The organism is Ewingella sp. S1.OA.A_B6, from assembly GCF_049889095.1.
Classification (GTDB): domain Bacteria; phylum Pseudomonadota; class Gammaproteobacteria; order Enterobacterales; family Enterobacteriaceae; genus Ewingella.
Map to the genome: position 1 here is coordinate 1,549,899 of NZ_JBLJFK010000001.1, position 26,388 is coordinate 1,576,286.

Here is a 26,388-nt window from a genome sequence, read left to right on the forward strand (position 1 = left end):
CGCCTGGCTATCAAGTTTTCGCTCTGAAGGGCCGATAACCTAATGGGTGATTTTATCCATCACCAACACCCACTCGAGTTATCTCTTAGTCAATTTTTATGCCATTTACACAAAGAGAAATGTGTGAATTAAAATGCATTAGAAACAATTAATTACGTAATTACCTCAAGGTAGCCGGACTGCCTTTTAAATGACAATTTCAGGGAGTTAAAATCTATGCATTTTAAAAATACCACCGTGCGAACCCAACTGACTCTGGGGTTCGGCGTTTTAGTTGCTATTGTCCTTGCTGTCGTCCTGCTTTCTATTGATTCCCTTAGCAAATCCAACAACAGATTCAAGACGCACGTGCAGCAAGTCTCTGCACGGGAGTCTGCGGTAAATTTAATCCTGAGTGGTGTAAAAGACAGCTCACTGAGTATTTATGGGCTGGTATTGGTCAGCGAGGCTGCTGATATAGAAGCAGGCAAAAAACAAGTTGCAGTCGCTGAAGAGAAAACAGCCGCCGCACTGGCCCAACTGCAAGCAGCCATCAAACAGCATTCTGACGTTACCGATCAGGATCAGCAATTTGTGGCAGCAATTACTCATGCTGAAGCAGGATATCGACCTGTCGCCAAACACATCGTAGATTTGGCCCTTGACGAAAAGAAAGCGGAAGCGATCGACCGGATGAACCGTGAATTGCGACCTCAGGTGACTCTTTTACTTAACACAGCCAATGAGTATCTCAAATACAGTACCGCACGCGCCAAAGAAAGTCTGAATACAGCACAAGGTGCTTATCAGCAAACCCGACTCATTTTCATCATTATCAGCTTAGTGGCTCTGACTATGGCGGTTATCTTGGGCGGGATTATTATCCGTTCTCTGTTCCGCGCTTTGGGAGAAGAGCCGGTTGTGTTAGGTCAAGTCGTACAGCGTATTGCCGGGGGCGACCTCAGTCAGGTTAAAGGCGCAAACAACGCGCCACAAAATAGTGTGCTGGCAGCGATTGGACAGTTGCAGGAAAAACTGCACCAGCTAATCAACCAGGTGGCTAACTCTGCTGAGAGTATCGTGAGCGCTTCAACCGAAATTAGTCTGGGCAATGAAGATTTGAGCCGCCGTACAGAAGCGCAGGCCTCTTCACTCGAGCAGACATCTGCAAGTATGGAGCAGTTGACCGCCACGGTTAAACACAACGCTGACAATGCGCATCAAGGTAATTTGATGGCCACTAATGCATCACAGGTAGCACAGCGTGGCGGCAGCGTGGTCGAGCGCGTCGTTAACACAATGCATGAAATTGCCGGTAGCTCCGGCAAAGTGACTCAGATCATTAATGTCATTGAAGGTATCGCTTTTCAGACTAACATTTTGGCGCTTAATGCCGCCGTTGAAGCTGCGCGGGCCGGTGAGCAAGGCCGCGGTTTTGCCGTGGTTGCGGGCGAAGTGCGCACCCTGGCACAACGCAGCGCGACAGCCGCAAAGGAAATTAAAAGCCTGATTGGCGAGTCAGTCGAGCGAATAAATATAGGTTCTAAGTTAGTTGATGAAGCGGGCAGCACCATGCAGGAAGTGGTTAATGCTGTTAAAGGTGTCAACAATCTGATGGCTGAGATTACTCTGGCCTCAAGCGAACAGCACACGGGCATTGATCAGGTTAACAAAGCCGTTGTGCATATGGACGAAGCAACGCAACAAAACGCCGCGCTGGTTGAGCAAAGTGCGGCGGCGGCCGACAGCCTGAAACAACAGGCTTATATATTATTGGAAGGTATTTCTGCGTTTGATATTTCACGCGCGGGAAATATCAACGTCACAGCAACGGCGATCCGCTAAGGTATTGAAATGAAAATTTTCTACGCTTTTGCCATGGCGACAGCAATGTTGAGTTCAGCAGCGTTAGCCGGTAGCAACGAGAGCATTATCATTGGTCTGATTACTAAAACAGACACTAACCCCTTCTTTTTGAAAATGAAAGAAGGTGCCATGCTTGGCGCTACAGTACATGGTGTGAAACTGCTCACCGCCGCAGGTAAAGAAGATAACGATTACCCTTCGCAGATAGCTGCTATCCAATCCATGGTTTCGGCTGGCGCAACCACCCTGCTTATCACTCCCAGCGATGCTAAAGCCATTGTACCCGCGCTAGATGAGGCACGGGCAAAAGGTGTACAGATCATTGCTCTCGATTCACCGACTGATCCCATCAGTGCGGTCGATGCACTCTTCGCAACAGACAATTATAAAGCGGGCGAATTGATTGGCCAATATGCTCAGGCAGCGATGCCGTTAAGGTTTCCAGGACAACCCTTAAAAATAGTTATGTTGGATTTATCAGCAGGGCATTTGGTAGGTGCGAGGCGCCATAATGGCTTTATGAAAGGCCTGGGACTACAAGCCGTGGGCGCAGATTCCAGTGAATTGTCTGCCGCAACCGAAATCTTATGCTCTGGCTTTACGGAGGGTGCAGAAAAACAAGGGCACGACGTCATGGCAAGCTGCCTGAAAGCGCATCCTGATATTAATCTTGTCTATACCATAAACGAACCGGCGGCTGCTGGTGCTTACAAAGCATTGCAGGAAGCGGGTAAAGAAAAAAATGCCATGATTGTGTCGGTTGATGGCGGATGTGCGGGTGTTAACAACGTTCGCGAAGGAAAGATTGCCGCTACGGCACAACAATATCCCCTCACAATGGCTGCTATGGGTGTTGATGCAGCAGTAGCCTACGCCAAACACGGTAAAAAAGTTTCTGGGTATGTTGACACCGGTGTCACACTTATTGCCGATAAAGCAATGCCTGGTCTGCCAAGCAAAGATACCCAGGCAGGGCTTAATGCCTGTTTTGGTGCCAAATAATCTGCACATAAGTTGTAGATTTGGCACCTGGCATTGATGTTTTTAAAAAATAAGGTCCTGAGTTCAATGATTTCTATCTCAACGAGCTCAGAGACCAAAAATTTATTCACAGCCCTGGTTATTCTAATCAAAGTCCCCTCACCTCATCAGATATTGAATTAACTGTCTTCGTTGAGAATAAAATGACACCCACCGCGATGCATTAAAGCACTAAGCTTTTTTCCATAACCGTTAACAGAAAATACCAAGAAAATAAAACCTCACTTACCTATAAAAAACACTTCACATAAGTAATTTTCACTCATCATGAAAAAACCAGAAAGAATTATTATATAATCCCCAAAGCCTAAATAACATTGATCTATTGATAGCGGGTAATTTTAACCAACTTAAAAAGTATTGACTGGCACCATCAATATAAAAACCCTGCATGGCAATACCCTGACAACACAAATTCATCTCCGTTATCCCGACGACTTCTACGCATGCTGGTGGGGTAAGCCTACCCTCATTTCAGTTAAAAAACCAACACACGCAAGATTGCTCATTGGATTATTCCTATCCGGGATTCATGCCCGCCACTCTATTAGTCACTCAGGGCACTATTATTCCCAACTCTATTTTATTAAACGAAACCTATCTTTTATTAAAATAATCCTGAGTAAAACCAAGTATGAATATCCTGACAGATGACAAACAATCATTTTCATGGTAAATAATACCCTCTTGGAAGAGGATTCCATAAACATTAACAGATTGTTAATAGTTATTGTTTTATGTTTATAAAATTAAAGGGACTTAAATGAAGATCAAGTATCTTGCCGTATTTTGTTGTGGTTTTTTTACTTCTACCTCCCTGATTGCTGGCATTATGCGCGAAGACGTCTCGGTTCAGGACTATCGTGATTTCGCCGAAAATCTTGGGAAATATCACGTTGGTGAAGAAAATATCGAGGTTTTCAAAACTGACGGGACTTCTGCCGGTACGCTAGCTTTCCCGATGCCCGACTTCGGATCCATCGTATCAGGAGGTTATGCCGCTTTATATTCTCCTTCTTATCTGGTAAGCGTAAAACATAATGGGGGTTATAAATCCGTTGATTTCGGCAATAATGCTAAATACAAAACATCTTATAAATTAATTAATCGTAACGACTATTCTGCACGTGACTTTCATATGCCACGTCTGAATAAAGTGGTCACCGAAGCATCACCTGTCCCCTCGGTGGTTGGTACTCAATTAGCTGCGAATCCAGACCGTTATACCTGGTACGCACGTGCCGGAGCCGGTACGCAACGGCAGGTTAATGCAGAAACGCAGGAACTGATGCAGGTTGCGCCCGCTTTTAGCTGGAAAAGCGGCGGAATGATGACTAATCCGACTTTTGAGAACTGGCGGCTGCGTTGGTATAACTACAGCCCTGATGACCCAAATGTGCAGATATTTGATAGCGCAGCTCAAGGTGGAGATAGCGGAAGTCCGTTGTTTGTTTATGATAATTATGAAAAAAACTGGAAGTTAGTTGGTGTTACCACCTCCGTTTCAGGCACGGCTCCGTATAACCTGCGGACGTATAACTTATTCATTCAGGATAACTTTGTTTCTGAGGTTATAGCTGTCAATACCGATCCGGATGTTACTGACACGCGCACTGACGGTCTTATTTCCTGGAATAAGGACGCGATTACCCAGGGAGAGAAGAGCTGGGCATGGCATGGCGTGGATACAATATTACCCGCCAATGCGACAAACGATGAGCTGGATGCAACCAAAGATCTGCGTTTTAACGGTGAGGGTGGAACTATCGTGTTGGATCAATCCATCAACCACGGCGCAGCAAAGTTGCAATTCTCAAATGACTATCAGGTGACCTCTGCTGAGGGTCAGAATAACACCTGGGTCGGCGGCGGCGTCGGCGTCGATGCAGACAAGACCGTACTGTGGCAGGTCAATGGACTGGCTGGCGATGCCCTGCATAAAATTGGGGAAGGTACGTTACATATCAATGCTGCCGGGGTGAACGGGGGCAGCTTAAATGTCGGCGACGGCACGGTCATTCTGGATCAACAAGCGGATGAAAACGGCGCAAAGCAGGCTTTTTCTACCGTCACGTTGGTCAGCGGACGCCCTGTGGTGGTCATGAGTGATAAAGACCAGATGGCGACTAAAAACATTCAGTTCGGCTACCGCGGAGGCACGCTGGATCTTAACGGTACCCACTTGAGTTTCAAGGAAATCAATCATAATGATAATGGTGCGACGCTGGTTAACCGCAATATGGCCCAGACATCGTCCATTACTCTCTATGGCAATGATTTCAACTTCCTGGGCCACATCGGCGAACAGGATAGCGGCAAACTCAACCTGTCGTATGACGCTTCTGACAGCGCGTATCGCGCTACGTTGTCTGGCGGAGCGGATGTGCAGGATCTTAACGTTAAACGGGGTGAGCTGGTTCTCTCCGGTGAGCAAACCTTACATGCTGGCAATGTGTTATACACCGACGACTGGAGTTTTCACTCCTACCTTGCCGATACGGCAAAAGTGCTAACGGGGGCAACACTGACAGTAAGCGATCATGCTGAACTGAGTGCGGATACCACCGTAGATGAGGATGCCATCCTCAATCTGTACGCCCATGCCGCGCTGTCCGGCAACGTGGTGCTGAACGGGATAAACAGTCTGCTAAAAGCGGATATTGCCCAACGAGACAGCACCGTAGCAGACCTGTCCTCAATGATCGCCGCCGATGTCAGTGGCAGCGGCCAACTGATCAAAACGGGTTAAGGCACCTTGCAGGTTGATGGTGATATCACCACCACCGGGGAGACAGAGCTACAGGCAGGCACGCTGGCGCTAAATGGCAATGTCAGCTCAACGGTAAAGATGGCCTCAGGCACTGTCCTCGCGGGAAGTGGCACATTGCAGGATCTTTATGCTGCGGATCAGTCAACAATTTATCCGGGTGCTTTGTTCGCCAATACGGCCGAATACGCGACGCTGCGCGTAGGCTCCCTCTACAATACCGGCACGGTTAATGTGGCCCTGAACAGTAACTTCAGCCGCACTGCGACGGATAAATTGTTAGTCGATGGCGACGTCATTGGTGACCAGCCAATACTGGTCAGCGTTAGCAGCCAAAGCCCGTGGACAGACAGCGATATCAATCAAAACAGCATCGCTGATAACACCGAAGGTGTCTCGATCATTCAGGTGGGCGGTCAATCAACTAAAGACAGCTTCGCGCTGGCTGGCAACTATGTTGCACGTGGTGCATGGGCCTACGGCCTGTATGCATTTGCGCCGGGTAAATCGGCTGAGAGTGAGCGTGACGTTAGCGGCACAGGCGATCAGTACTGGGATTATCGTCTGCAAAACACCATGTTATCTGAAGGAGACAATTCAGCGCCAGCCGTCGTGCCTGACGAAACACCCGCCGTCGTGCCTGATGAAACACCAGCCGTCGTGCCTGACGAAGCGCCAGCCGTCGTGCCTGACGAAACGCCAGCCGTCGTGCCTGACGAAGCGCCAGCCGTCGTGCCTGACGAAGCGCCAGCCGTCGTGCCTGACGAAGCGCCCGCCGTCGTGCCTGATGAAGCGCCCGCCGTCGTGCCTGATGAAACACCCGCCGTCGTGCCTGACGAAGCGCCCGCCGTCGTGCCTGATGAAACACCCGCCGTCGTGCCTGACGAAGCGCCAGCCGTTGTGCCTGACGAAGCGCCAGCCGTCGTGCCTGACGAAGCGCCAGCCGTCGTGCCTGATGAAGCGCCCGCCGTCGTGCCTGACGAAGCGCCAGCCGTTGTGCCTGACGAAGCGCCAGCCGTCGTGCCTGACGAAGCGCCAGCCGTCGTGCCTGATGAAGCGCCGGCAGCGGCTGAAGAAGAGACGCCTGGAGTTAATGAGGAAGCCGCCATCGAGGAAACGCCGGCAGTCAGCCCGCCACAGCCTGACAAACCGGTACGTCGCGCAGTAACGCCTCAGGTTCCCAGCTATATCTCTTTACCTTCGGCATTATTCCGCGCCGAAGAGCAGCGCACCATGCTGTTTAAAGAAAGTGCACTGGATGCCTCACTGGAGGGCCATTCAAGCTTCTTCCTGTTTGGCTATCGTGGTGAAGAAAACTATCAGTCCGGCAATGATTTTATGCAATACGGCTACAACTACAAAAGTCGCTATAAAGGCTGGATGATGGGCGCCAATCTGGCCTCGTGGCAGGATGATGTACAATCTCTGAGCGTGAGCGGTGCTTTTTCTAAAGGCGATACAACCTTTACGCCTTACGCTGTCGATGGTGACAGTCAGGGGAGTTTCAATTCCAACGCGGTGAATCTGATGGTGTCCTGGCACTATGAGGATTATTACCTTAACCTGCTGTCCGGTTACGGCTGGTCGAAAGGCGACATAACCACTAACCTGCGCGGCAAGGTCGCCTCACCCAATGTTAAGCAGACCTTCGCGGAGATTGAAGGCGGAAAAAACCTGCATTTCGGCGCACATCGTCTCCGCCCTTATGCAGGTTATCGCCATCAGCAGATGCACGTTAAAAGCTTCACCGATGTCGATGATACGCGGATCAATTATCAGCAACAACGCCGGGAAGCCTGGGTTGGCGGGCTGGCATATGATTATACACTGCCGGTAAATCGACTGGGCACCTTGCGCCTGGGCACCGATGTTAACCTCGCTATGCGCCCATCAGGGCAAGGGAAAGTGACGATCGGTGATGATCAGCAAAGCGATACTTTCCGCACCGGCAATGGCGGTGACAACCTGAATATCAAAACCGAAGCTAAGCTGGAACTGAGTGAGAATATCGCGCTCACGACGCAGATACGCCACCAACGAAAATTGCAGCAAGAAGGGGCTAATGACTGGCTGTTCGCGGGTGGAATCAATCTCCACTTCTGATCCTGACTCAGGGTAATGTGCGGATATACTGTTTCGCACAATATTGCGCACATTACCCGAACAGTTATTGCCCGTGTTGCAGCCTGAGGAAGCACAGGTGTTGGATTAACCGTAGACCCTTTTAAGGATATACCGCCTTAAATTGGGTCTTCTTTCTTGGTCCTGTCATGATCCCCTCCAGCGCTTCAACACATTTGAGATAATGCTGCGTTTTTTTATGCGCCGCGACGGCCGCGTCATCAACATAAGCTTCATAGATATAAAATCTTGTCGGCACCTGTTCATCTTGTAATACATCAAACCTTAGGTTCCCCGGTTCTTTAATCGCACCTAAATGATTAGCGTAAAACACCGCCAGAAACGCTTCAACTTTGTCCTGACGGACATTAATCTCAACCAGTGTCACTTCCATGATTCACCCCTTTTCGTTAAGAAACAGTTCATAAGCGTGGTCAGCACGAGCGTTGTCATGCACCACGGCATGCACAGCCCTGAGCATGGCAATAGGCGATTCCGACTGGAAGATATTTCGCCCCATATCCACACCGGAGGCACCCTGATCGATCGCCCGGAAGCACATTTCCAGCGCGTCACGCTCCGGCAGCTTCTTACCTCCGGCGATAACGATCGGCACCGGACAGCCTGCTGCGACGCGCTCAAAACCGCTATCGACATAATAGGTTTTGATGATCTGCGCGCCCATTTCAGCGGCAATGCGCGTCGCGAGCGAGAAGTAACGCTGATCCCGCACCATATCTTTACCGACGCCGGTCACCGCCATAGTTGGCATACCGTAGCGCATGCCCTGATCGACCAGCTGAATAATGTTTTTGATCGACTGATGCTCATGCTCACTGCCGATATACACCTGCGCCGCCATCGCCGCGACATTGAGACGTAACGCGTCTTCAATGGCCACGGCCACCGTTTCATTCGACAGCTCCGCCAGAATCGAATTACCACCGGAAGCCCGCAGCACCACCGGCTTATTCACCGCAGGCGGCACGACGCTGCGCAAAATACCGCGCGTACACATCAGCACGTCGGTATGGGCAAACAGCGGCGCGATATTGATGTCGATACGCTCAAGGCCGGTAGTCGGCCCCTGAAAATAGCCGTGATCGAAAGCCAACATCACAGTGCGCCCGGAGGCCGGGTTGAAGATCCGCGCCAAACGCGACTGCATACCCCAGTCCAGCGCCCCGCTACCTTTGAGGAAGAAAGCGCTGTTGGTCTGCGGCGTACCGATGCCGAAATTCTTACCGTCTTTGATGTCGTCTAAATCAGCCATCTCTCTTTCTCCCCGCGTTGACATTGAAGTTAAAAGTCGTACTTGCCGATGTTGTCTTTAGTGAATATCACCCGTTCCGGCAGCAGCACAATGCCGTTACCTTTCGCTTCGTACTGGTAGCCTTGCACACTGTTTGGTGACACTTCCACTGATCCGATTTTTGGAACATCGAGCTTATCGCCGACGTTCATGTCACCTTTTTTCAGCAACTGATTAGCGACGTAAACCGAAATTTTGCCCTGCGCCACCACGTCCCACAGACCAAACTGTTTTACCGTGCCGCGTTCGACATAAGGGCGCATTACGTTTGGCGTGCTGAAGCCGACGATGGCAACATTTTTACGTCCGAGATTTTCCGCAGCCTGTGCCGCTGCCGGTAATGCATTGGCATCCGGCGCGATAATGGCGTCGAGATCGCCCCAGGATTTCATGATGCCTTCGGCAGTTTGCAGTGATTTGGTAGCGTCGTTATAGCCATACTGCGTGGTGACGATTTCCCAGCCCGGATGCTCTTTGGCAATCTTAGCTTTGGCCTCTTTAACCCACTGATTCTGGTCGGTTACCGTCGGGCTGGAGTAGAAAAAGGCCACCTTGGCTTTCTCTTTTTTGACCTGGCTGGCCGTCATATCCACCAGCATCGACCCCAACTGCTGCGGGGTTCCTTGATCGATATAAATCGAACGGCATTCAGGTTTAGTGTCTGAGTCCCAGGTGAGGATTTTTACCCCGCGCTGCATCGCACGCTTCAGTGCCGGGCAGAGGCCATCCGGTGACACGGCCGCCACCACAATCGCGCCGTAGCCCTGATTGACGAAGTTGTTGATCATCTGTACCTGCCCCGACACGCTGGGTTCTGTCGGGCCGTCGTAGGTCACATCAATGCCTAATTCTTTGCCTGCCACCTTCGCGCCATTGCCGCCGCTGGTGAAGTAGCCGACACCGACAAGTTTAGGGATAAACGCAATACGGTCTGCCGCCTGCGCGCCTGCACAAACTAAAGCCAGTGCGCTAACGGCGACAAGTTTTTTCCACGGTGCTGTTTTCATCATTCACTCCAATTTATTTAGACGTCAGGGAAGGAGAAGACACAGACCAGCGGCGGCGATAGCGCTGGAAAACACTGCGGATCAGGCCACGATTGAGGCTGGCAGAGCGGCCAATCACCACCAGGATCAACAACGCACCAGACAGCGCGCTGGAGACCTGACTGGAGATACCGACCATCTGTAACCCCTGTTGTAAGTAACCGATCAATAAGGTCGCCAGCGCAGTGCCCAATACCGAGCCAGCACCGCCGTAGATGTTGGCACCACCGAGTACCACTGCGGTGATCGCAGGCATCAATAAGTAGACACCAAGGTCGGAGCGCGCCGAGCCAAAATAGGACGTCATGACGATGGCAGCGATCGCCGAAGCCAGGCCCGTCATGCCATACAGTGCGAACAACGTGCGACTAACCGGCAGTGCACCATAGCGTGCCACACGGGAATTTTGCCCAATGAGAAATACGTTGCGACCGGTGCGGGTACGGTGCATCAGCGTCCAGAAAAACAGCGTCGCCAACAGGAAGATCAACAGCGGCATCGGTAGGCCAAACACCACTTTATTAGCAAAATCGGTGAAGGCAGGCGGGAAATCACCGATACCCTCAAAACCGGTAGCACCGACCAGCCCGGAAAGCAGTAAGGCGCTGCCGCCAAACAGATAGAGCGTACCCAGAGTGATCACCAGCGGGTTAACGCCGGTGTAGAGGATCAACGCGGCGTTCAGCAGACCGCAGGCCGCACCGAGCGCCAGAGTCAGGCCAATCGCTAACGGTAACGGCACACCCGCCTGACACAGCACACCCAGCGCTATTGCGCACAAACCAATGGTGGAGCCGAAAGAGATATCAATACCACCACTGACAATTACCATCGTCAACGGTAAGGCAACGATGCCTATGGTGATAAAATCACTGGTGCTAAACAGCAATGTATTGGCATCCAACATGCGCGTGTTAGCCAGGCCGAACAGCAAGATCTCGGCGATTAATAAACCTGACAGCGCGGCCTCCCAACCATAGTTCCTTAAAATGCTCATCACAGCACCTCCTCTTTATTGGCGTTCATCCGCCGCGACGGACGCGAAGTGCCTGACGTGAAACTGGATTTTTTCGGCACGGCTTTGGGCTGAAAACGGGCGTACTTTTGCCGCCGCAGATTCTTATCCAGCGCCTGACGCAACCGTCCGTCAAACACCAACACCGCCAGCAATACCAATCCTGCAATAAAGTCATTCCACCAGGCGGGAAGCCGCAGCAGCACTAATACGCTATCGATTTGAGTGAGAAAATAAGCCCCAAGTACCGCGCCAATAATGCTGCCGGTGCCGCCAAGCAGGCTGATCCCGCCTAATACACAAGCGGCAATCGCTTTCATCTCCAGCCCGCTGCCGGTCTGGTTAGGGACGAAACCGATTTGCGAGGCAAATACCATTCCGGCCAACGCCGCCATCGCGCCATTAATACCGAAGGCCAGAATACGGATGCGGTTGACCGGCACGCCGAGCTGGCGCGCACCCTGTAGGTTGTCGCCCACCGCATAGAAACTGCGGCCCAACGTGGTGCGAGAAAGCAGCCAGAACATCACCAGCAGCAGAATAATCACCAGCCCGCCGAGCGGCGAAATGCCAAGGAACGTCGGTGAAGAGAGAACTTTGAGATTGGCAGGCAAACCTTCGATCCATTTACCGCCAGTAAGTAATAACATCAGGCCGCGATAGAGCCCTAAAGTGCCAAGGGTGGCAACAATGGCCGGAATACGCAGCCAGGCCACCAGCACACCATTGAACAGTCCGGCGGCAATGCCGATGCCTAATGTCGCCAGACAGGCCAGCAGCAAACTCATCCCACTGTTGAGCAAAATGCCGAGCGACACTGCGCACAAGCCGGTGATGGAGCCGACTGACACGTCAATATTGCGGGTCAGCATGACCACTGCGGCCCCCATTGCCAGCAGCATCAGAATCTGCGCACTGCCGAAAATCATGCCTAACGTCTGGAAGCTGAACGACTGACTGTCCAGTGCACCGAGCAGGCCAAACAACCCGACGATTGCCAGCAAAGCGGTCAGTTCACGATTGCTCTGAATCAGTTTCAGCATAATGATTCTCCGGCAGACGTGGGTTGATGTGCATTGCCAAACGCGATGTGCATAATGCCGTTGACGTTAATAGCGTCCCCGCGCAGTTCACCGCTCATCTCTCCCTGGTGCATGACAAAAACCCGGTCGGCCAGCCCTTCGATCTCATCCAAGTCGGAAGAGATCAGCAGTACCGCCACCGGCTGTTTCACCACACTTTGTAATAGCTGATAGATGTCGGCACGTGCCGACACATCCACTCCTCGCGTCGGCTCATCGACAATCAATAGCACCGGTGCCGCTTCCAGACATTTGGCGATCAGCAACTTTTGCTGATTACCGCCGGAGAGCGTGCGAGCAGGCTGTTCGCCATCGGAATATTTGATACCCAGCGCGCGGTGATAGCGCTCGAGAATGGCCGCTTCACGTTTAGGATTGAGCCACCATCCCCGGCGGTTAAAAGTCAGTGAATTGGTATTCCATGCCAGCGGTGCATCGAGATAGAGGCCCGACGCCTGGCGGTCTTCCGGCAGGTACACCAGCCCGGACGCCAACCGCTCAGCAGTCCGCTGCCCGGAGATATCTTTGCCGACCAGCCAGACTTTGCCCTCGCGGGCAGATCTCAGGCCGTAAAGGGTTTCTGCCAGCTCAGTGCGCCCTGCTCCCACCACACCCGCCAGCCCGACAATCTCTCCGGCATTGACGCTAAATGAAATATTGATGAAGCCTTCTCCGGTCAGATTTTCCACCTTCAATATCGGCTCAGCCCCTGACGATGAGGTCTTAGGCCGCATACCGGGCAAATCCAGCCACAGTTGTTGTTCCGCAGAAATCGCAGCGACTGCCGTTTGCGGGGTAATGGCACAAATAAGCTGGTCATTGTCGATATCATCCAGCCTGCCTGTCAGCACTATCTTCCCGTCACGCATTACGCTGACCCTGTCGGCTATCTGGCGGATTTCCGGCAATTTGTGCGAGATGAATACTACGCCGACGCCCTGGGCGGTGAGTTGGCGCACCTGAGTAAACAAGCGGGAAGATTCCACAGGCGTCAGCGAAGCGGTAGGCTCATCAAGGATCAGCAGGCGTGCGTCACGCATCAGCCCGCGTAAAATCTCGACCAGTTGTTGATCAGCTACTTCCAGCGTGCCCGCCAACGCACTAAGCGGCAGCGCACAACCCAGCTGTTCCAGCTTCTGCTGTAGCTTCTCGCCATAAGCCTGATGGGCAGGCAGCCGAAACAGAATGTTCTCTTTCACCGTCAGGCTCGGGAACAGCATCGGTTCCTGCGGCACCAGATAGATCCCCGCCTGATGCGCTTTTGCTGGGGTCATTTCAGTCTGCCATCCACCGTTCAGCCACAGATTGCCGCTGTCAGCGGTTTCCACCCCGGCGATGATCTTCATTAAGGTAGATTTCCCGGCCCCGTTACCACCCAGCAATGCCAGTACCTCACCGGCATACAGCGTGAAATCGATATTCTTCAGCACCGCCACGCCAGAAAAATCTTTGCTGACGCCGGAAACCTGTAATAGCGCGATATCAGGTGATTGCGGCATAAATGATCCTCAACGAAAAACACACCTTATGAACAAATGTATTTATTATTTAATATTGTTCAAAACTCTAGTATGGCAAATGAGATAAAACTTCAGCGCCGATCACAGTTTGGTTAATTCCTGTACTGTGCGTTATGATTGAGGCAGCAATCATTCTGGATTTGCCATATCCATCACAGTTAACAACATTCCGTTAACGAACAATTGATCTATATTTTTAAAAGTGTTCACTATGAATGACAAAGCAATGCTGTCCGACCCGACGACTCCACTGGAACACGGTATGGGCGAAGAAGAGTTACTGGCACGTACTGCGTGGTTCTATTACCACGATGGGCTGACCCAAAACGAGATTGGTGACCGGCTGGGGCTTACGCGGCTCAAAGTCTCGCGGCTGCTGGAAAAAGGCCGCCAGTCCGGGGTGATCCGAGTACAGATAAACTCACGTTTTGAGGGATGTCTGGCGCTGGAAAACACGCTTTTAAGTCGCTTTGATTTGCAACACGTGCGCGTATTGCCGCAACTTTCTGGCGGCCAGCTCACCCGCCGTCTCGGCGTGGGTGCAGCACATATGTTGATGACGCTGCTAAAACCGAATCAGTTGCTGGCGGTGGGATTTGGCGAAACGGCGATGAGCACACTGCAACATCTGAGCGGATTTATTGCCTCGCAACACATCCGCATGGTGACACTTTCCGGTGGGGTTGGACCTTATATGACCGGCATCGGCCAGCTCGACGCCGCCTGCGGTGTCAGCATTATTCCGGCCCCCCTGCGGGCGTCATCGGCCAGCGTGGCGGCAATATTCCGCCAGGAACGCAGCGTACATGACGTGATGCTGGCGGCCTGTGCGGCAGATATTGCCATCGTCGGTATCGGTTCACTGAACCAGAAACACGACGCCACCATTCTGCGATCCGGTTATATCAGCGAAGGCGAACAACTGATCTTTGGCCGCAAGGGCGCGGTCGGCGACATTCTCGGCTACTTCATGCAGCGCAACGGTGAGCTGGCAGAGAACATGGCGATCCACGACGAGCTGATTGCCGTTTCGCCCGATGAACTGGCTAACATCCCTACCGTGCTTGGCGTGGCAGCCGGCGTCGAAAAAGCCGAGGCCATTATCGCGGCGCTAAGAGGTAAACGTATTAACGCATTGGTTACCGAAGAGAGTACTGCGCAGGCAATGCTGGCGCTGCTCGGCTAAAACACTGGCAGTGTGTGGCGTAGCACGATAACCAGTATTCGCAACTTCTTGATATCAGACAGAAGAGAGTGATTATGAGCGTATCGTCCACACCAGCATCGCCACACCACCACAACGCTTACTTAATGGCGCTGGATGCGGGGACCGGCAGCGTCCGCGCGGTGATCTTTAATCTGCAAGGAGAACAAATTGCCGCCGGTCAGGCCGAATGGCGACATCTGGCGGTGCCCGATGTGCCGGGCTCGATGGAATTCGATCTGACTAAAAACTGGCAACTGACCTGTCAGTGTATCCGCCAGGCGCTACATCAGGCACAAATCCCCTCTTCGGCTATCCGCGCGGTGGCCGCCTGCTCAATGCGTGAAGGCATCGTGCTGTATAACAAAGCCGGTGAACCGATCTGGGCCTGTGCCAACGTAGATGCCCGTGCCAGCCGCGAAGTCGCGGAATTAAAAGAGATCCACGATTTCCAGTTTGAACGGGAAGTTTACGAATGCTCCGGGCAGACGCTGGCGCTCAGTGCGATGCCGCGCCTGCTTTGGCTGGCGCATCACCGGCCGGATATCTACCGTCAGGCGGCGACCGTCACCATGATCAGCGACTGGCTGGCTTATATGTTGAGTGGCGAACTGGCGGTTGACCCTTCCAATGCTGGCACCACGGGTATGTTAGATCTGACGACCCGCAACTGGCGGCCTGAGCTATTGGATATGGCGGGATTAAGGGCTGATATGCTGTCGCCGGTGGTTGAAACCGGCACCCGCCTGGGTTCAGTCACTGCCGCTGCTGCTGAGGCTTGTGGATTACAGGTCGGAACGCCGGTAGGCATGGGCGGCGGCGATGTACAGCTGGGCGCGTTGGGGTTGGGCGTGGTGCACGCAGGACAAACCGCCGTCCTCGGCGGCACCTTCTGGCAACAGATAGTCAATTTACCTCAACCGGTGACCGACCCGGAGATGAATATTCGCATCAACCCACACGTTATTTCCGGCATGGCGCAGGCGGAATCAATCAGCTTCTTCACCGGCCTGACCATGCGCTGGTTTCGTGATGCTTTCTGTTCGGAAGAGAAGTTGTTATCTCAGCGCCTTGGCGTTGATACCTATTCGCTGCTGGAGGATATGGCCGCCCGCGTTCCGGTGGGTTCATGGGGCGTGACGCCGATCTTCTCCGACGCCATGCACTTCAAAACCTGGTATCACGCCGCGCCTTCCTTTATCAATTTGTCGATAGACCCCGAGCGCTGTAATAAGCAAACCCTGTTTCGCGCGCTGGAAGAGAACGCGGCGATTGTTTCGGCCTGCAATCTGGATTTGATTGCCGACTTCTCAGGCGTACGGGCCAAATCACTGGTGTTCGCCGGTGGCGGTTCGAAAGGGAAATTGTGGTGTCAGATCCTCAGTGATGTGACGGGTATTCCGGTGAAAGTGCCGGTGGTCAAAGAGGCCACCGCGCTGGGCTGCGCCATTGCCGCCGGCGTCGCCGCTGGCTTATATTCCACCCTGGCCGAAACCGGCGAAGCGCTGGTGCGCTGGGACCGGGAGTACCAGCCGGATGCGGCTAATCATGAGACTTATCTTTTGCAGAAAAATAACTGGCAACAGGTTTACGCCGACCAGTTGGGGTTAGTGGACAGGCAGTTGACGACGTCCATGTGGAAAGCGCCAGGGTTATAAACGTCTCATGTGGGGGCGCCCCAAACGCGCTTTAACTCTTTAAATATTTAAAGAGTTAAATTCACGTTCAATACCTTGGGTTGCCACCCAAACTGGCCTAAAGAGGCGCCTATCGCCGCGCCTCTTTAGAATCTCCGGCTCTTTCACTGCGCGCTATCGCTGAATCGGGATGGCCGTGTTTCAGGTATCTCCGTGATGGCCGCAAAATGTCGTCGCTTAGGCGATGCCTTCGCTGCGGGATTCGAGCCTTCGGTCTCGAACCTCTTGCTCAGCGCCATTTTTGAATGCGGCCACAGACTTTTAAAACAGCACGTGGTCTGCTCCTCCCTCTCTCACGAGGGGAAGGCGGGGATGGGGTGTGGATTTTAGCTACAGAATCGCCAGCCAAACCACTTCGGGGCGTCACGATACGACGTTAGTTTTAAAAAAGTTTCGGCCGCATTCAAAATGTCACCGGCAAGTCGGTGGCGAGACAACATATTTACCGTTGGCTCAAGCCCGCAGCCGGGCATCGTGGAGCGATGACATTTTGCAGCTATCACTTCGGCATCTGAAATATGACCATTGTGACCCGCGCAGCTGTTGTTTTTAAAAACGCAGGGGTCCAGGGGAGGTGCGTTTACGCCTCCCCTCGTCGGTGTGGCCGACGCCCACGAAGTTGAAGTTGAAGTTGAAGTTGAAGTTGAAGTTGAAAGTTTACCTCAGCTTTCCAAAGCTGAACTCACCCGACAGCCATCAGCGGCTCGGCAACCCGGTTGCCCACACCCTCCACCAGCTTCAGCAAAATTCTCTGAACGGCCTGGGCAGACTGCGACAACGGCTGACGGTCAGAGACACTTAACGACAGCGGCTGTTCAATCGACGGGGCGTTAACAAATGACAGCCCTTTGACCCGCGACTTGTCACCTATGACCGCCATGTCCATACGGCCATCGGCGACCAGTTCGCTGAGGAGATCGCTGGTATTTTCGTTGATGTACAACAGAATGCCCGGATGCTGCTCGCGTACGGCTTGTACCAGGTAGGCAGAGATTCTCAACGCTGAACTTCCCAGCGCCAGACCAACGGATACCTGACCGATCAGCGCCTCTCCGGCGCAGTTTACCGCGCTGTGGGCCTGTTCACACTGACGCAAAATGGTGGTGGCGTGCATATACAGAATGTTGCCTGCTTCGGTCGGCGTGACGCCACGCTTGCTGCGGATCAACAGTTGCTGTTTCAGCTCCCCTTCCAGCGTCGCCAGTTGCTGACTCAACGCAGGCTGCGCGATGTGCAATACCTCTGCGGCCTGCGTCAGGCTGCCGATATCGACGATTTTCACGAAGTACTTTAAGCGTCTGAGATTCATCACTGCCTCCATCATGCCCTGAAAAGGGTTGCCCCTGAGAATATCGCCAGTTGAATTGGCTATCAGAAAGCAGCAAGAAACGAGCCAATAGAGATGAAATTCTAAACATTAGTCTGACTAATGTCATTACGTACTGATAAGAAAAGAAAAAATACAATGGGCGACCTGAAGTGTCAGGCAGCAATACGTTACTGTGGCCGGCTCTGGTGCACCATCATAATGCAATCTTATGGCTGATTAACGCAGATCGCCTTTAGGTAATGCGGCAAAAAATTCTGCGTGAGAAGGAGCGCGGGTCTGCCGCAGGATCTCTGCTAACGCCTCCAGCGGCGCATCTGACCAGTCAGCCCGCAGATCAATGCTGGCATACTGGCGGTCGCACCAGATTTTTAGCGCCGCAGATTTCAGCCCGCGCCGGTCGCCTCCGGCCTGCGCGCCAGCGTTCATGGCCGCCAGAAGGCGGTCGGCCAGCGGCCGGTTACTCTGCTGGTGATAACTTTCCAGCATGGCAGACAGGGTTTCTGCTCCGGTCAGTAAATTCCCGCCAACCACACACTGCCGACCCGCGATGCTCCCCGCCCAGGCTCCGCAAGCTTCTCCACTCCACTGCGCCATATTACCCTGATTATCGACTATCAATAACTGCCGTCGGGCGGCGTCTGTATCCTGCGCCAGCAGGCTTTTCAGGGTATATGCCGCGCTGGCACCCTGCTGTAACAACGTCAGACCCTGCTCGCCGTAAAGTGGATTGGTCATTGCCTGAGTAGCAATCGCGCCGGTCTGCGCACGCCCGTGTACCACCAATGCGCCTACCGCAGGACCAGCGGTGGCGGTGGCAACCCCCAGCGCACCGGAGTGAGGATCTCGCGCCACGATTGAAAACGTCATAAGTACTCCGTGACAGTCTGGTTAAATTTATACGCATAAATTATTGCAATTCAGTTAATTTATACGCATAAATAATAAACAGGACAACGCCTGATTTATTCTGAGGTTTTCAACATAGCGTTTTATTAAGCGACGAGGTCGATATGCTGCCAGCTTTGCGAAAGTCATTTATGCCACTCTGTCTTTGTCTCTGCGCGCTGTCGTGGCAGGCGCAGGCCAAAACTCCAGCGGATGCGCTGTTGATTGGTCAGGTAGCTGAACCACAGTCGCTGGACCCACAGGTTGCCACCGCAGCCAACGACTCGCGCATTCTGGTGAATGTTTACGACGGGCTGGTGCGTAATGGTGAGGGGAAGTTGGATATTGAACCGGCGCTGGCCACCCGCTGGACAATCAGCCCTGACGGTCTGACCTACCGCTTCCATCTGCGCGAAGGGGTGAAATTTCAGGACGGTACGCCGTTTAATGCCGATGCGGTGAAATTTACCTTTGACCGTATGCTGGATGATAAAAATCCGTGGCATAACACCGGGCCATTCCCGCTGTCGTTTTTCTTCTCATCGATAAAAAATATCGAAACGCCGGACCCAAATACGCTGGTCTTTACGCTGAAAGAGCCTTTCTCACCGTTCCTCTCCAACCTCGCTACGCCGACTGGCCTTATCGTCTCACCAGCGGCGGTGAAAAAATACGGCAAAGAGTTTGGTCGTCATCCGGTCGGCACCGGCGCGTTTAAATTTGCCGAATGGAAAGCCAATCAACGCGTGGTGGTAACAGCCAACGAGGATTACTGGGACGGTATACCGGCGGTGAAAAATGTGGTGTTCCGCCCCATCACCGATGGCAATACACGGGTAGCCGAGATGCTTTCCGGCGGCATTGACGCGATGGTAGAAGTGCCGCCTGACACGGTGAAATTGTTCGAAGAGAAAAGTGACCGTTTCCGCCTGTACCAGACCACCGGCCCACACGTCTGGTACGTGATGCTAAATACGCAAGTGCCCCCCTTCAACGATGTGCGCGTGCGACAGGCCGTAAATTACGCCGTCAATAAACAGTCGCTGGCTGATAATATTTTGCAAGGTTCAGCCGACGTCGCCGACGGGCCGATCCCCCGCGCCTTTAACTGGGCAGCCAATAAACAGGTTGCGCCCTATCCTTATGACCCGGCCAAAGCCCGCGCACTACTGAAAGCCGCCGGAGCCGAAGGGGCAACGCTGACCTTCTACGTCACCGAGGGCGGTTCAGGCATGCTGGATCCCATCCCGATGGCCACCGCCATTCAGGCTGACCTGAAAGCAGTGGGGCTGAATGTGTCGATACAAACCTATGAGTGGAATACCTACCTGTCGAAGGTCAACGCCGGTCTGGATAACCATACCCACATGGCGGAAATGGCCTGGATGACCAACGATCCTGACACTCTGCCGTTCTTGACGCTGCGCACCGATGCCTGGCCGAAAAAAGGCGGCTTTAACTCCGGGTATTACAGTAATCCGCAGGTGGATACTCTGCTGCAACGAGCGCGCATGGCCACCGACACGGCGAGCCGCGCCGCGCTTTACCAGCAGGTGCAGCAGTTGGTGCATGACGATGCACCCTGGATTTTCGTCGCCAACTGGAAACAGAACGCAGTGACTTCCACGCGCATTCAGCACTTTGCACTGCAACCGAATTTCAACCTGTTGCTCAACCGGGTGACCAAACAGTAATCGGAGAGAAATTTATGGGGAGTTACGTGCTTAAAAGGCTACTCTCGACCATTCCGGTGTTTATCGGGCTGTCGCTGATTGTCTTTCTGATTATGGCAATGATCCCGGGAAATCCGGCTCAGGCGCTGCTCGGTGCCTGGGCCACGCCGGAAAACGTCGCGCGGATCAATCAGGAACTGGGACTAAATAAACCGCTGTATCAGCAATATCTGATCTGGGCGGGCAATATTTTGCACGGCGATTTTGGCCGCTCTTACGTGCTTAATCGCCCCGTCATTGATGAAGTAATGGAGCGCTTTGGCGCCACGCTGCTGCTCGGCGGCTGCGCATTGCTGTTAAGCACCGTGCTGGGGCTGCTGGCCGGCATATTCTCCGCCGTCCGCCAGTTTGGCTGGGGCGACCGCATCATTACCTTGCTGGTGCTGCTGGGTATTTCCATGCCGTCGTTTTGGATTGGCCTGTTGATGATCATGCTGTTCGCCGTGCAACTGCAATGGTTCCCCGCTTCCGGTATGTATGCCATTTGGGGCGGTGGCAGCGGGCTCGACTTGCTGCATCATCTGACCTTACCCGCCATTACGCTGGCAATTGTCGCCACCGGCGTCATTGCCCGCCTGACTCGCACTGCAATGCTCGAGGTGCTACGTCAGGACTTTATTCGCACCGCCCGCGCCAAAGGCCTGTCTGAGCGCAAAGTGATCTATAAGCACGCCTTTCGCATGGCGCTGGTATCGGTCATTCCGGTGATCGGCATTCAGGCCGGTTTTGTGCTCGGCGGCGCGGTGTATATCGAGACGGTATTTCAGTGGCCGGGGCTTGGCGCGATGATGGTGAAAGCCGTCGCCACCCGCGACTTGCTGCTGGTACAAGGCGGCGTGCTGGTTGCCGCCGCTGCCTATGTGCTGATCAACCTGTGTGCAGACATTTTGCAGGCGCTCCTCGACCCGAGGTTAAAATCATGAGCCAGAACATCATTACTCCCGCGCCGCGTCATCGGCAGCCTTTGTGGGCACTGCTGCTGGCCAATCGGCTGGCCACACTCGGCCTGACCCTGCTGGTGCTGGCGGTTGCCGCCGCCCTCGCCGCTCCGCTGCTGCCGTTACCAGACCCTGACGCCACTGACCTGCTCAACCGACTTCTGCCGCCGTTTTCGACCGGACACTGGCTCGGCACAGACCCACTTGGCCGCGACATGCTCTCCCGCCTGCTGTGGGGCACCCGTGTGTCGCTGGCAGTGGGCGTGTGCGCCACGCTGCTGGCCGCCCTGTTCGGTACGCTGATTGGTCTGGTCGCCGGATATGCCGGAGGTAAAACCGACAGCCTGCTGATGCGTCTGATCGATATGCTGATGGCCTTCCCTTACATATTGCTGGCGCTGGTGATCGTCGCCGTTCTGGGCCCCGGCCTGCTCAATGCGCTGTACGCCATTGCAGTGGTCAATATTCCTTTCTTCGCCCGTAATATTCGCGGTCTGACCGTCGGCCTGCGCCAGCGCGATTTTATTCAGGCGGCCCGGCTGTCGGGCAAAAATCATCTGCAGATCTTGCTGACCGAAGTCCTGCCCAACGTGATGCCCGTCGTGGTAGTCACCATGTCGACCACCGTCGGCTGGATGATTTTAGAGACCGCCGGTCTATCATTCCTTGGCCTGGGAACCCAGCCGCCCAACGCAGATTTAGGCTCGATGCTCGGTCAGGGACGGGCACAGATGTTCAGCGCGCCGCACGTTTCCATCGTGCCGGGATTGATGATCTTCATTCTTGTCATGAGCTTTAATCTGCTGGGTGACGGCGTGCGCGACTTACTCGATCCACGGCTGAAATCTGGCGTTCTATTACGCGGTAAAGCCGTCAGCACCGTCAACCGCGACAGCATCCCATCTGCCGTACAGGGCAACAATGCGCTGTTGGAAGTGGTCAATCTGCAGGTGAATTTCCGCTCAGGACATCAATCCGTCGCGGCGGTAAAAAGCGTGAGTTTTCACGTCGCCAAGGGAGAGTGTCTGGGCCTGATTGGCGAGAGCGGCTCAGGGAAAAGCGTCACCGCACTGTCGGTGATGGGGCTGGTGTCTTCACCGCCGGGGGAAATTAACGGTGGTGCAATTTACGTCGGCGGAGAAGAGATGCTGTCGTTAACACAAAGCCAGCTGCAACGGCGTCGTGGCGCACGGGTGGCCTACATTTTCCAGGATCCATTGACGACCCTGCACCCGCAGTTCAGCATTGGTGCGCAGATCATTGAAGCCATTCAGGCCCATCAGCCATTGTCGAAGCGGCTGGCTAAAGAGAAAGCTCTGGCGCTGCTCGACAGCGTGGGAATTGATGAAGCGGTGGCTCGTTTCGACGCCTTCCCGCATCAGCTTTCTGGCGGCCAGCGTCAACGTGTAGGCATTGCGATGGCACTGGCCAATGACCCGGAAATCATCATCGCCGATGAGCCGACTACCGCGCTGGATGTCACGGTGCAGGCGCGGATCCTTGAACTACTGCAACAGTTGCGTCGCGAACGTGGCCTGACATTGCTGTTCATCACCCATGATTTTGGTGTGATCGCCCAAATTTGTGACCGCGTGGCCGTGATGCGTAACGGCGAAATTGTTGAAAGCGGAGAAACCCGTTCGGTGCTGCGAGATCCGCAACATGATTACACCCGCAGACTGATTGCCAGCGTGCCGAAGCTCGGCCAGGGGCGCGATTTCCTCAAACAGGTCGGCGAACTGTATGCCACCTCAACACCACAGCCGGAGGCAATATGAACAACGTGATTGAAGTCGACGGACTGGTGAAAACCTTCGGTAGTTCCTCCGGCTGGTTCTCCGGTCGTAAAACACAGGTTGAAGCAGTAAAAGGCATTTCTCTGCATCTCACCGAAGGGGAAACCCTGGCGGTCGTCGGTGAAAGCGGCTCAGGGAAAAGTACGCTGGCGCGGATGCTGGTCGGTCTGGAACGTCCGACGTCCGGCACGATTAAACTGATGGGTGAAGCGATGTCGGCACATGCTAAACGTGGTGATAAAGCCTTCGGTCAGATGATTCAGTATGTTTTTCAGGATCCGGTGGCCTCGCTCAACCCGCGAAAAACCATCGCAGATACACTGGACGTGCCGCTGCGTTATTTATGCGGCTACCCCGCCGCCCGGCGTAAAGCGCGTATGCTGGAATTGATGGAGGCAGTGCAGATGCCTGCCGACGCGCTCAGCGGTTATCCGCATGAGTTTTCCGGCGGTCAGGCCCAGCGGTTGGCGATTGCCCGCGCACTGGCAGCTGAGGCCCGTATTCTGGTCCTCGACGAGCCGGTCAGTGCGTTAGATGTCTCGGTACAGGCGCAAGTTTTGTTATTACTCGACCAGTTGAAACGCGAGTTCGGTCTGTCGTATCTGTTTATTAGCCATGATTTAGCGGTGGTGGAGTCCATTGCCGATCGTGTGGCGGTGATGTATCACGGCGATTTGGTAGAATGCGCGGACAATGACCAACTGTTCAACGCACCACAGCATGACTACACGCAACGTCTGCTGGCCAGCGCGCCACAGGTTTTGAGCAGATGAGGGAATCCATGAAGGGATTTATGAGCACTGAGACGACACACCAACAGGAACCGGTACGCCGCAAGCGTACCGATGAGATTGTCGATGCTATCAAAGAGAGCATCATCAGCGAGAATCTGCTGCCGGGTGACCGTCTGCCGCAGGAGAAAGACCTGATAACCCGTTATGCCGCAGGCAAAGGCACGGTGCGTGAAGCGCTGAAATCCCTTGAGGTTCAGGGTTTAATACGCACTAAAACCGGCCCCGGTGGCGGTGCGTTTATTGATTCAATGACCGAATCGCGCGCCATGAGTTTGCTGTCCAATTATCTGTTTACCCGTCAGCTTTCCATCAGCAATATCTACGCCCTGCGTAAAGCGCTGGAGCCTCTGGTGGCGGTCAGCGCCATCGGTAATATTGACGCCAAAGGCTTTGAGCAGTTGCATCAGCTGATTGCCGTCTACGATCATGAACCCGCTGACGAAGCGGAACGCTGGGAACAGCGCATGGCAGAATTGGATTTTCACGGCGTCGTCGCCAGTTATTCTGACAACGTGTTGCTGGCATTTATCTGCCATTTCCTGCAACGCTTACTCAAAGATCTGGCCGTTTGCAAAGATATTTACCAGCGCCCTGAGCCGGTGGCGCGCAGCGTCGGTATTGATTATCAATATCGCCTGATCGACGCCATGCGCCGCCAGGACGCTGCCGCCGTTCAACAGATCATGACCGAACACATGCAGCACGCCGAAGACGCCATGCTGGGGCTTGAAGCCACGCTTGAGGAACGTTTTTTGAGCGACCGGTCTGAGTGACGCGTATTCAGATACCTGTTTCGGCTCATTTCTCAACAACTTGGCTAAAGTGCGAGCAAACGAGCATAAATATGCAGATGGCCCTTTGACATGCCTGCGGGCAATCGCTATTATTCGCCCCGTTCAAACAATTCCTCTGTAGTTCAGTTGGTAGAACGGCGGACTGTTAATCCGTATGTCACTGGTTCGAGTCCAGTCTGAGGAGCCAAATTAGAAAAGCCCGCTTAAGGAAACTTAAACGGGCTTTTTGTTTTTCAAGATGGCGCACGCGCCAGATAAATTTAAGAAAGTTGTCTATCTTTGATAAAGAGATTCACTTATACAACCTTCATATTTACCCTTTCCAGCTTAGCCACTGTGCCCCTGCACCATCAGCCTAATACTTTCTTAACACAGCCTTTAAACACCCGAACGCCAATTTCCAGCGCGTCGAGGTCAAAACGCATTTCGGGGTGGTGCAGGCCGGGTGTCAGGTTGGCCCCTAATCCCCAGAACCCGGTTTTTACCCCGGGACGTTGGCGAGGATAGTGAAAGAAGTCTTCACAGCCCGGCGTAAACTTGGGTTCGGTCAGTCCTTCGGCGCCCAACACCTCGACAATAGACTCGGCAATGAGCGCAGTGACTTCATCGTCAATAATGGCCGCATGCATCTCTTTCATCACGGTGATTTTTGCCGTAGCGCCAATTGCCGCCACGCTGTGGGTGATCGCGTTAATGACTTTGGCTTTCAACTCATCCATCGGCTCGTTGAACTGTGAACGCAGGTCCCAGCACACGCGTGCCTCAGACGGCACCGAGTTGGTTACCCCGGCATCGCACAGCATACGCGTGGCCTTAACACTCCAGGTAAGATCGGGGGCTAAGTGAATCGTGTTGACCGCCTGGACGGCGGCGACGGCGGCATCCAGCGCATTAATACCCAAATGCGGGCGCGCGGCATGTGCGGGTGATCCAGCGATCACCGCTTCAACCGTAGCGCCCGCAGAATAGAACATGGCAGGCACTGCTTTGCCCATCGGGCACTCTTCCAGCGGGCGAACGTGGAAGCCCAGCAGCATATCTACGTCGTCCAGTACTCCACCTTCCACCATGGCCAATGCGCCCGTACCGAGCTCTTCAGCAGGTTGGAACAGAATTTTCAGACGCCCTTTTTTGACTACGCCCTCGTTAATCACCTCCTGCGCGGTGGCAAGCACCACCGAAGAGTGACCGTCGTGACCGCAGGTGTGACGGGCTACCAGCTGGCCGTCAATGATGTGTCCGAGTGCGTCCATGTCGGCACGCAGCGCCATCACCGGCCCCGGCTTGCCGCTGTCGAATTCGGCGACAATACCGGTGGTGCCGTTTACGTTGCGCGTGACCTTGAAACCAGCTGTTTCCAGCGCGGCGGCAATGTAGGCTGAGGTTTTGAATTCAACAAATCCCAGCTCGGGGATTTGGTGCAAATGTTGATAGTGTTCCAGCGTTTTAGCCACGAGAGAATCTCCTG

At 53.7% G+C, this 26,388-nt stretch carries 19 protein-coding genes, 1 tRNA gene and 1 pseudogene; 12 read left to right on the forward strand and 9 right to left on the reverse strand.

Annotated features, from left to right (window positions below; all coding sequences use genetic code 11):
- Positions 1-216: 216 nt before the first annotated feature.
- The 4 genes from ACMV8I_RS07380 to ACMV8I_RS07395 all read left to right on the forward strand — a co-directional run bounded on the left by ACMV8I_RS07380 (position 217) and on the right by ACMV8I_RS07395 (position 7,756).
- Positions 217-1,824: a methyl-accepting chemotaxis protein gene (locus ACMV8I_RS07380; protein WP_498864515.1), complete on the forward strand. Its 1,608-nt coding sequence runs from the start codon at positions 217-219 to the stop codon at positions 1,822-1,824.
- 9 nt (positions 1,825-1,833) lie between these two features.
- Positions 1,834-2,847: a substrate-binding domain-containing protein gene (locus ACMV8I_RS07385; RefSeq protein WP_498864516.1), complete on the forward strand. Its 1,014-nt coding sequence runs from the start codon at positions 1,834-1,836 to the stop codon at positions 2,845-2,847.
- An 802-nt stretch (positions 2,848-3,649) separates the two neighbouring features.
- Complete coding sequence (locus tag ACMV8I_RS07390) at positions 3,650-5,635, forward strand: S6 family peptidase (protein ID WP_498864517.1); 1,986 nt, start codon at positions 3,650-3,652, stop codon at positions 5,633-5,635.
- Between the two features lie 6 nt (positions 5,636-5,641).
- Entirely contained in the window at positions 5,642-7,756 is a 2,115-nt protein-coding gene (locus ACMV8I_RS07395) for a hypothetical protein (protein WP_498864518.1), read from the forward strand.
- Positions 7,757-7,877: 121 nt separating this feature from the next.
- On the opposite strand, the gene lsrG is transcribed toward ACMV8I_RS07395, so the two are convergent.
- From lsrG to lsrA, 6 genes are read right to left on the reverse strand one after another with little or no spacing between them, the layout of a single operon-like run.
- Positions 7,878-8,168 (reverse strand): (4S)-4-hydroxy-5-phosphonooxypentane-2,3-dione isomerase, encoded by a 291-nt coding sequence (gene lsrG / locus ACMV8I_RS07400; RefSeq protein WP_498864519.1) that lies wholly within the window; start codon positions 8,166-8,168, stop codon positions 7,878-7,880.
- A 3-nt stretch (positions 8,169-8,171) separates the two neighbouring features.
- Positions 8,172-9,047: a 3-hydroxy-5-phosphonooxypentane-2,4-dione thiolase gene (gene lsrF, locus ACMV8I_RS07405; RefSeq protein WP_498864520.1), complete on the reverse strand. Its 876-nt coding sequence runs from the start codon at positions 9,045-9,047 to the stop codon at positions 8,172-8,174.
- Positions 9,048-9,076: 29 nt separating this feature from the next.
- A complete protein-coding gene (lsrB, locus tag ACMV8I_RS07410; RefSeq protein ID WP_498864521.1) occupies positions 9,077-10,093 on the reverse strand; it encodes an autoinducer 2 ABC transporter substrate-binding protein LsrB in 1,017 nt (338 codons plus the stop codon).
- Positions 10,094-10,106: 13 nt separating this feature from the next.
- Positions 10,107-11,129 (reverse strand): autoinducer 2 ABC transporter permease LsrD, encoded by a 1,023-nt coding sequence (lsrD, locus tag ACMV8I_RS07415; protein WP_498864522.1) that lies wholly within the window; start codon positions 11,127-11,129, stop codon positions 10,107-10,109.
- Complete coding sequence (gene lsrC, locus ACMV8I_RS07420) at positions 11,129-12,190, reverse strand: autoinducer 2 ABC transporter permease LsrC (protein WP_498864523.1); 1,062 nt, start codon at positions 12,188-12,190, stop codon at positions 11,129-11,131. The genes lsrD and lsrC overlap by 1 nt, the downstream gene beginning before the upstream one ends.
- Positions 12,184-13,728, reverse strand: a complete 1,545-nt coding sequence (gene lsrA / locus ACMV8I_RS07425; protein ID WP_498864524.1) for an autoinducer 2 ABC transporter ATP-binding protein LsrA — start codon at positions 13,726-13,728, stop codon at positions 12,184-12,186. The genes lsrC and lsrA overlap by 7 nt, the downstream gene beginning before the upstream one ends.
- A gap of 232 nt (positions 13,729-13,960) precedes the next feature.
- Here lsrA and lsrR point away from each other — a divergent pair, with 232 nt between their 5' ends.
- The gene (lsrR, locus tag ACMV8I_RS07430) at positions 13,961-14,935 is read left to right on the forward strand and encodes a transcriptional regulator LsrR (protein WP_498864525.1); all 975 of its coding nucleotides are present in this window, start codon (positions 13,961-13,963) and stop codon (positions 14,933-14,935) included.
- 74 nt (positions 14,936-15,009) lie between these two features.
- Positions 15,010-16,611, forward strand: coding sequence for an autoinducer-2 kinase (gene lsrK, locus ACMV8I_RS07435; RefSeq protein WP_498864526.1), 1,602 nt, complete (start codon positions 15,010-15,012; stop codon positions 16,609-16,611).
- Between the two features lie 799 nt (positions 16,612-17,410).
- On the opposite strand, the pseudogene ACMV8I_RS07440 reads toward lsrK, so the two are convergent.
- Together ACMV8I_RS07440 and ACMV8I_RS07445 are read right to left on the reverse strand one after the other, a co-directional pair.
- Positions 17,411-17,959, reverse strand: a pseudogene (locus ACMV8I_RS07440) (LysR family transcriptional regulator); the annotation flags it as partial.
- A 237-nt stretch (positions 17,960-18,196) separates the two neighbouring features.
- Positions 18,197-18,847: a DUF1028 domain-containing protein gene (locus ACMV8I_RS07445; RefSeq protein WP_498864527.1), complete on the reverse strand. Its 651-nt coding sequence runs from the start codon at positions 18,845-18,847 to the stop codon at positions 18,197-18,199.
- 143 nt (positions 18,848-18,990) lie between these two features.
- Here ACMV8I_RS07445 and ACMV8I_RS07450 point away from each other — a divergent pair, with 143 nt between their 5' ends.
- From ACMV8I_RS07450 to ACMV8I_RS07475, 6 genes are all read left to right on the forward strand, one after another.
- Complete coding sequence (locus ACMV8I_RS07450; RefSeq protein WP_498864528.1) at positions 18,991-20,559, forward strand: ABC transporter substrate-binding protein; 1,569 nt, start codon at positions 18,991-18,993, stop codon at positions 20,557-20,559.
- Positions 20,560-20,573: 14 nt separating this feature from the next.
- On the forward strand, positions 20,574-21,521 hold the full coding sequence (locus tag ACMV8I_RS07455; protein ID WP_498864529.1) for an ABC transporter permease: 948 nt from the start codon (positions 20,574-20,576) through the stop codon (positions 21,519-21,521).
- Entirely contained in the window at positions 21,518-23,314 is a 1,797-nt protein-coding gene (locus ACMV8I_RS07460; RefSeq protein ID WP_498864530.1) for a dipeptide/oligopeptide/nickel ABC transporter permease/ATP-binding protein, read from the forward strand. The genes ACMV8I_RS07455 and ACMV8I_RS07460 overlap by 4 nt, the downstream gene beginning before the upstream one ends.
- Positions 23,311-24,105, forward strand: a complete 795-nt coding sequence (locus ACMV8I_RS07465; protein ID WP_498864531.1) for an ATP-binding cassette domain-containing protein — start codon at positions 23,311-23,313, stop codon at positions 24,103-24,105. Before ACMV8I_RS07460 ends, ACMV8I_RS07465 begins: the two co-directional genes overlap by 4 nt.
- 20 nt (positions 24,106-24,125) lie before the next feature.
- Positions 24,126-24,899: a FadR/GntR family transcriptional regulator gene (locus ACMV8I_RS07470; protein WP_498864532.1), complete on the forward strand. Its 774-nt coding sequence runs from the start codon at positions 24,126-24,128 to the stop codon at positions 24,897-24,899.
- Between the two features lie 132 nt (positions 24,900-25,031).
- Positions 25,032-25,107, forward strand: a tRNA-Asn gene (locus ACMV8I_RS07475).
- Positions 25,108-25,270: 163 nt separating this feature from the next.
- Here ACMV8I_RS07475 and ACMV8I_RS07480 read toward each other — a convergent pair.
- Positions 25,271-26,374: an amidohydrolase gene (locus tag ACMV8I_RS07480; RefSeq protein ID WP_498864533.1), complete on the reverse strand. Its 1,104-nt coding sequence runs from the start codon at positions 26,372-26,374 to the stop codon at positions 25,271-25,273.
- Between the last annotated feature and the right edge of the window lie 14 nt (positions 26,375-26,388).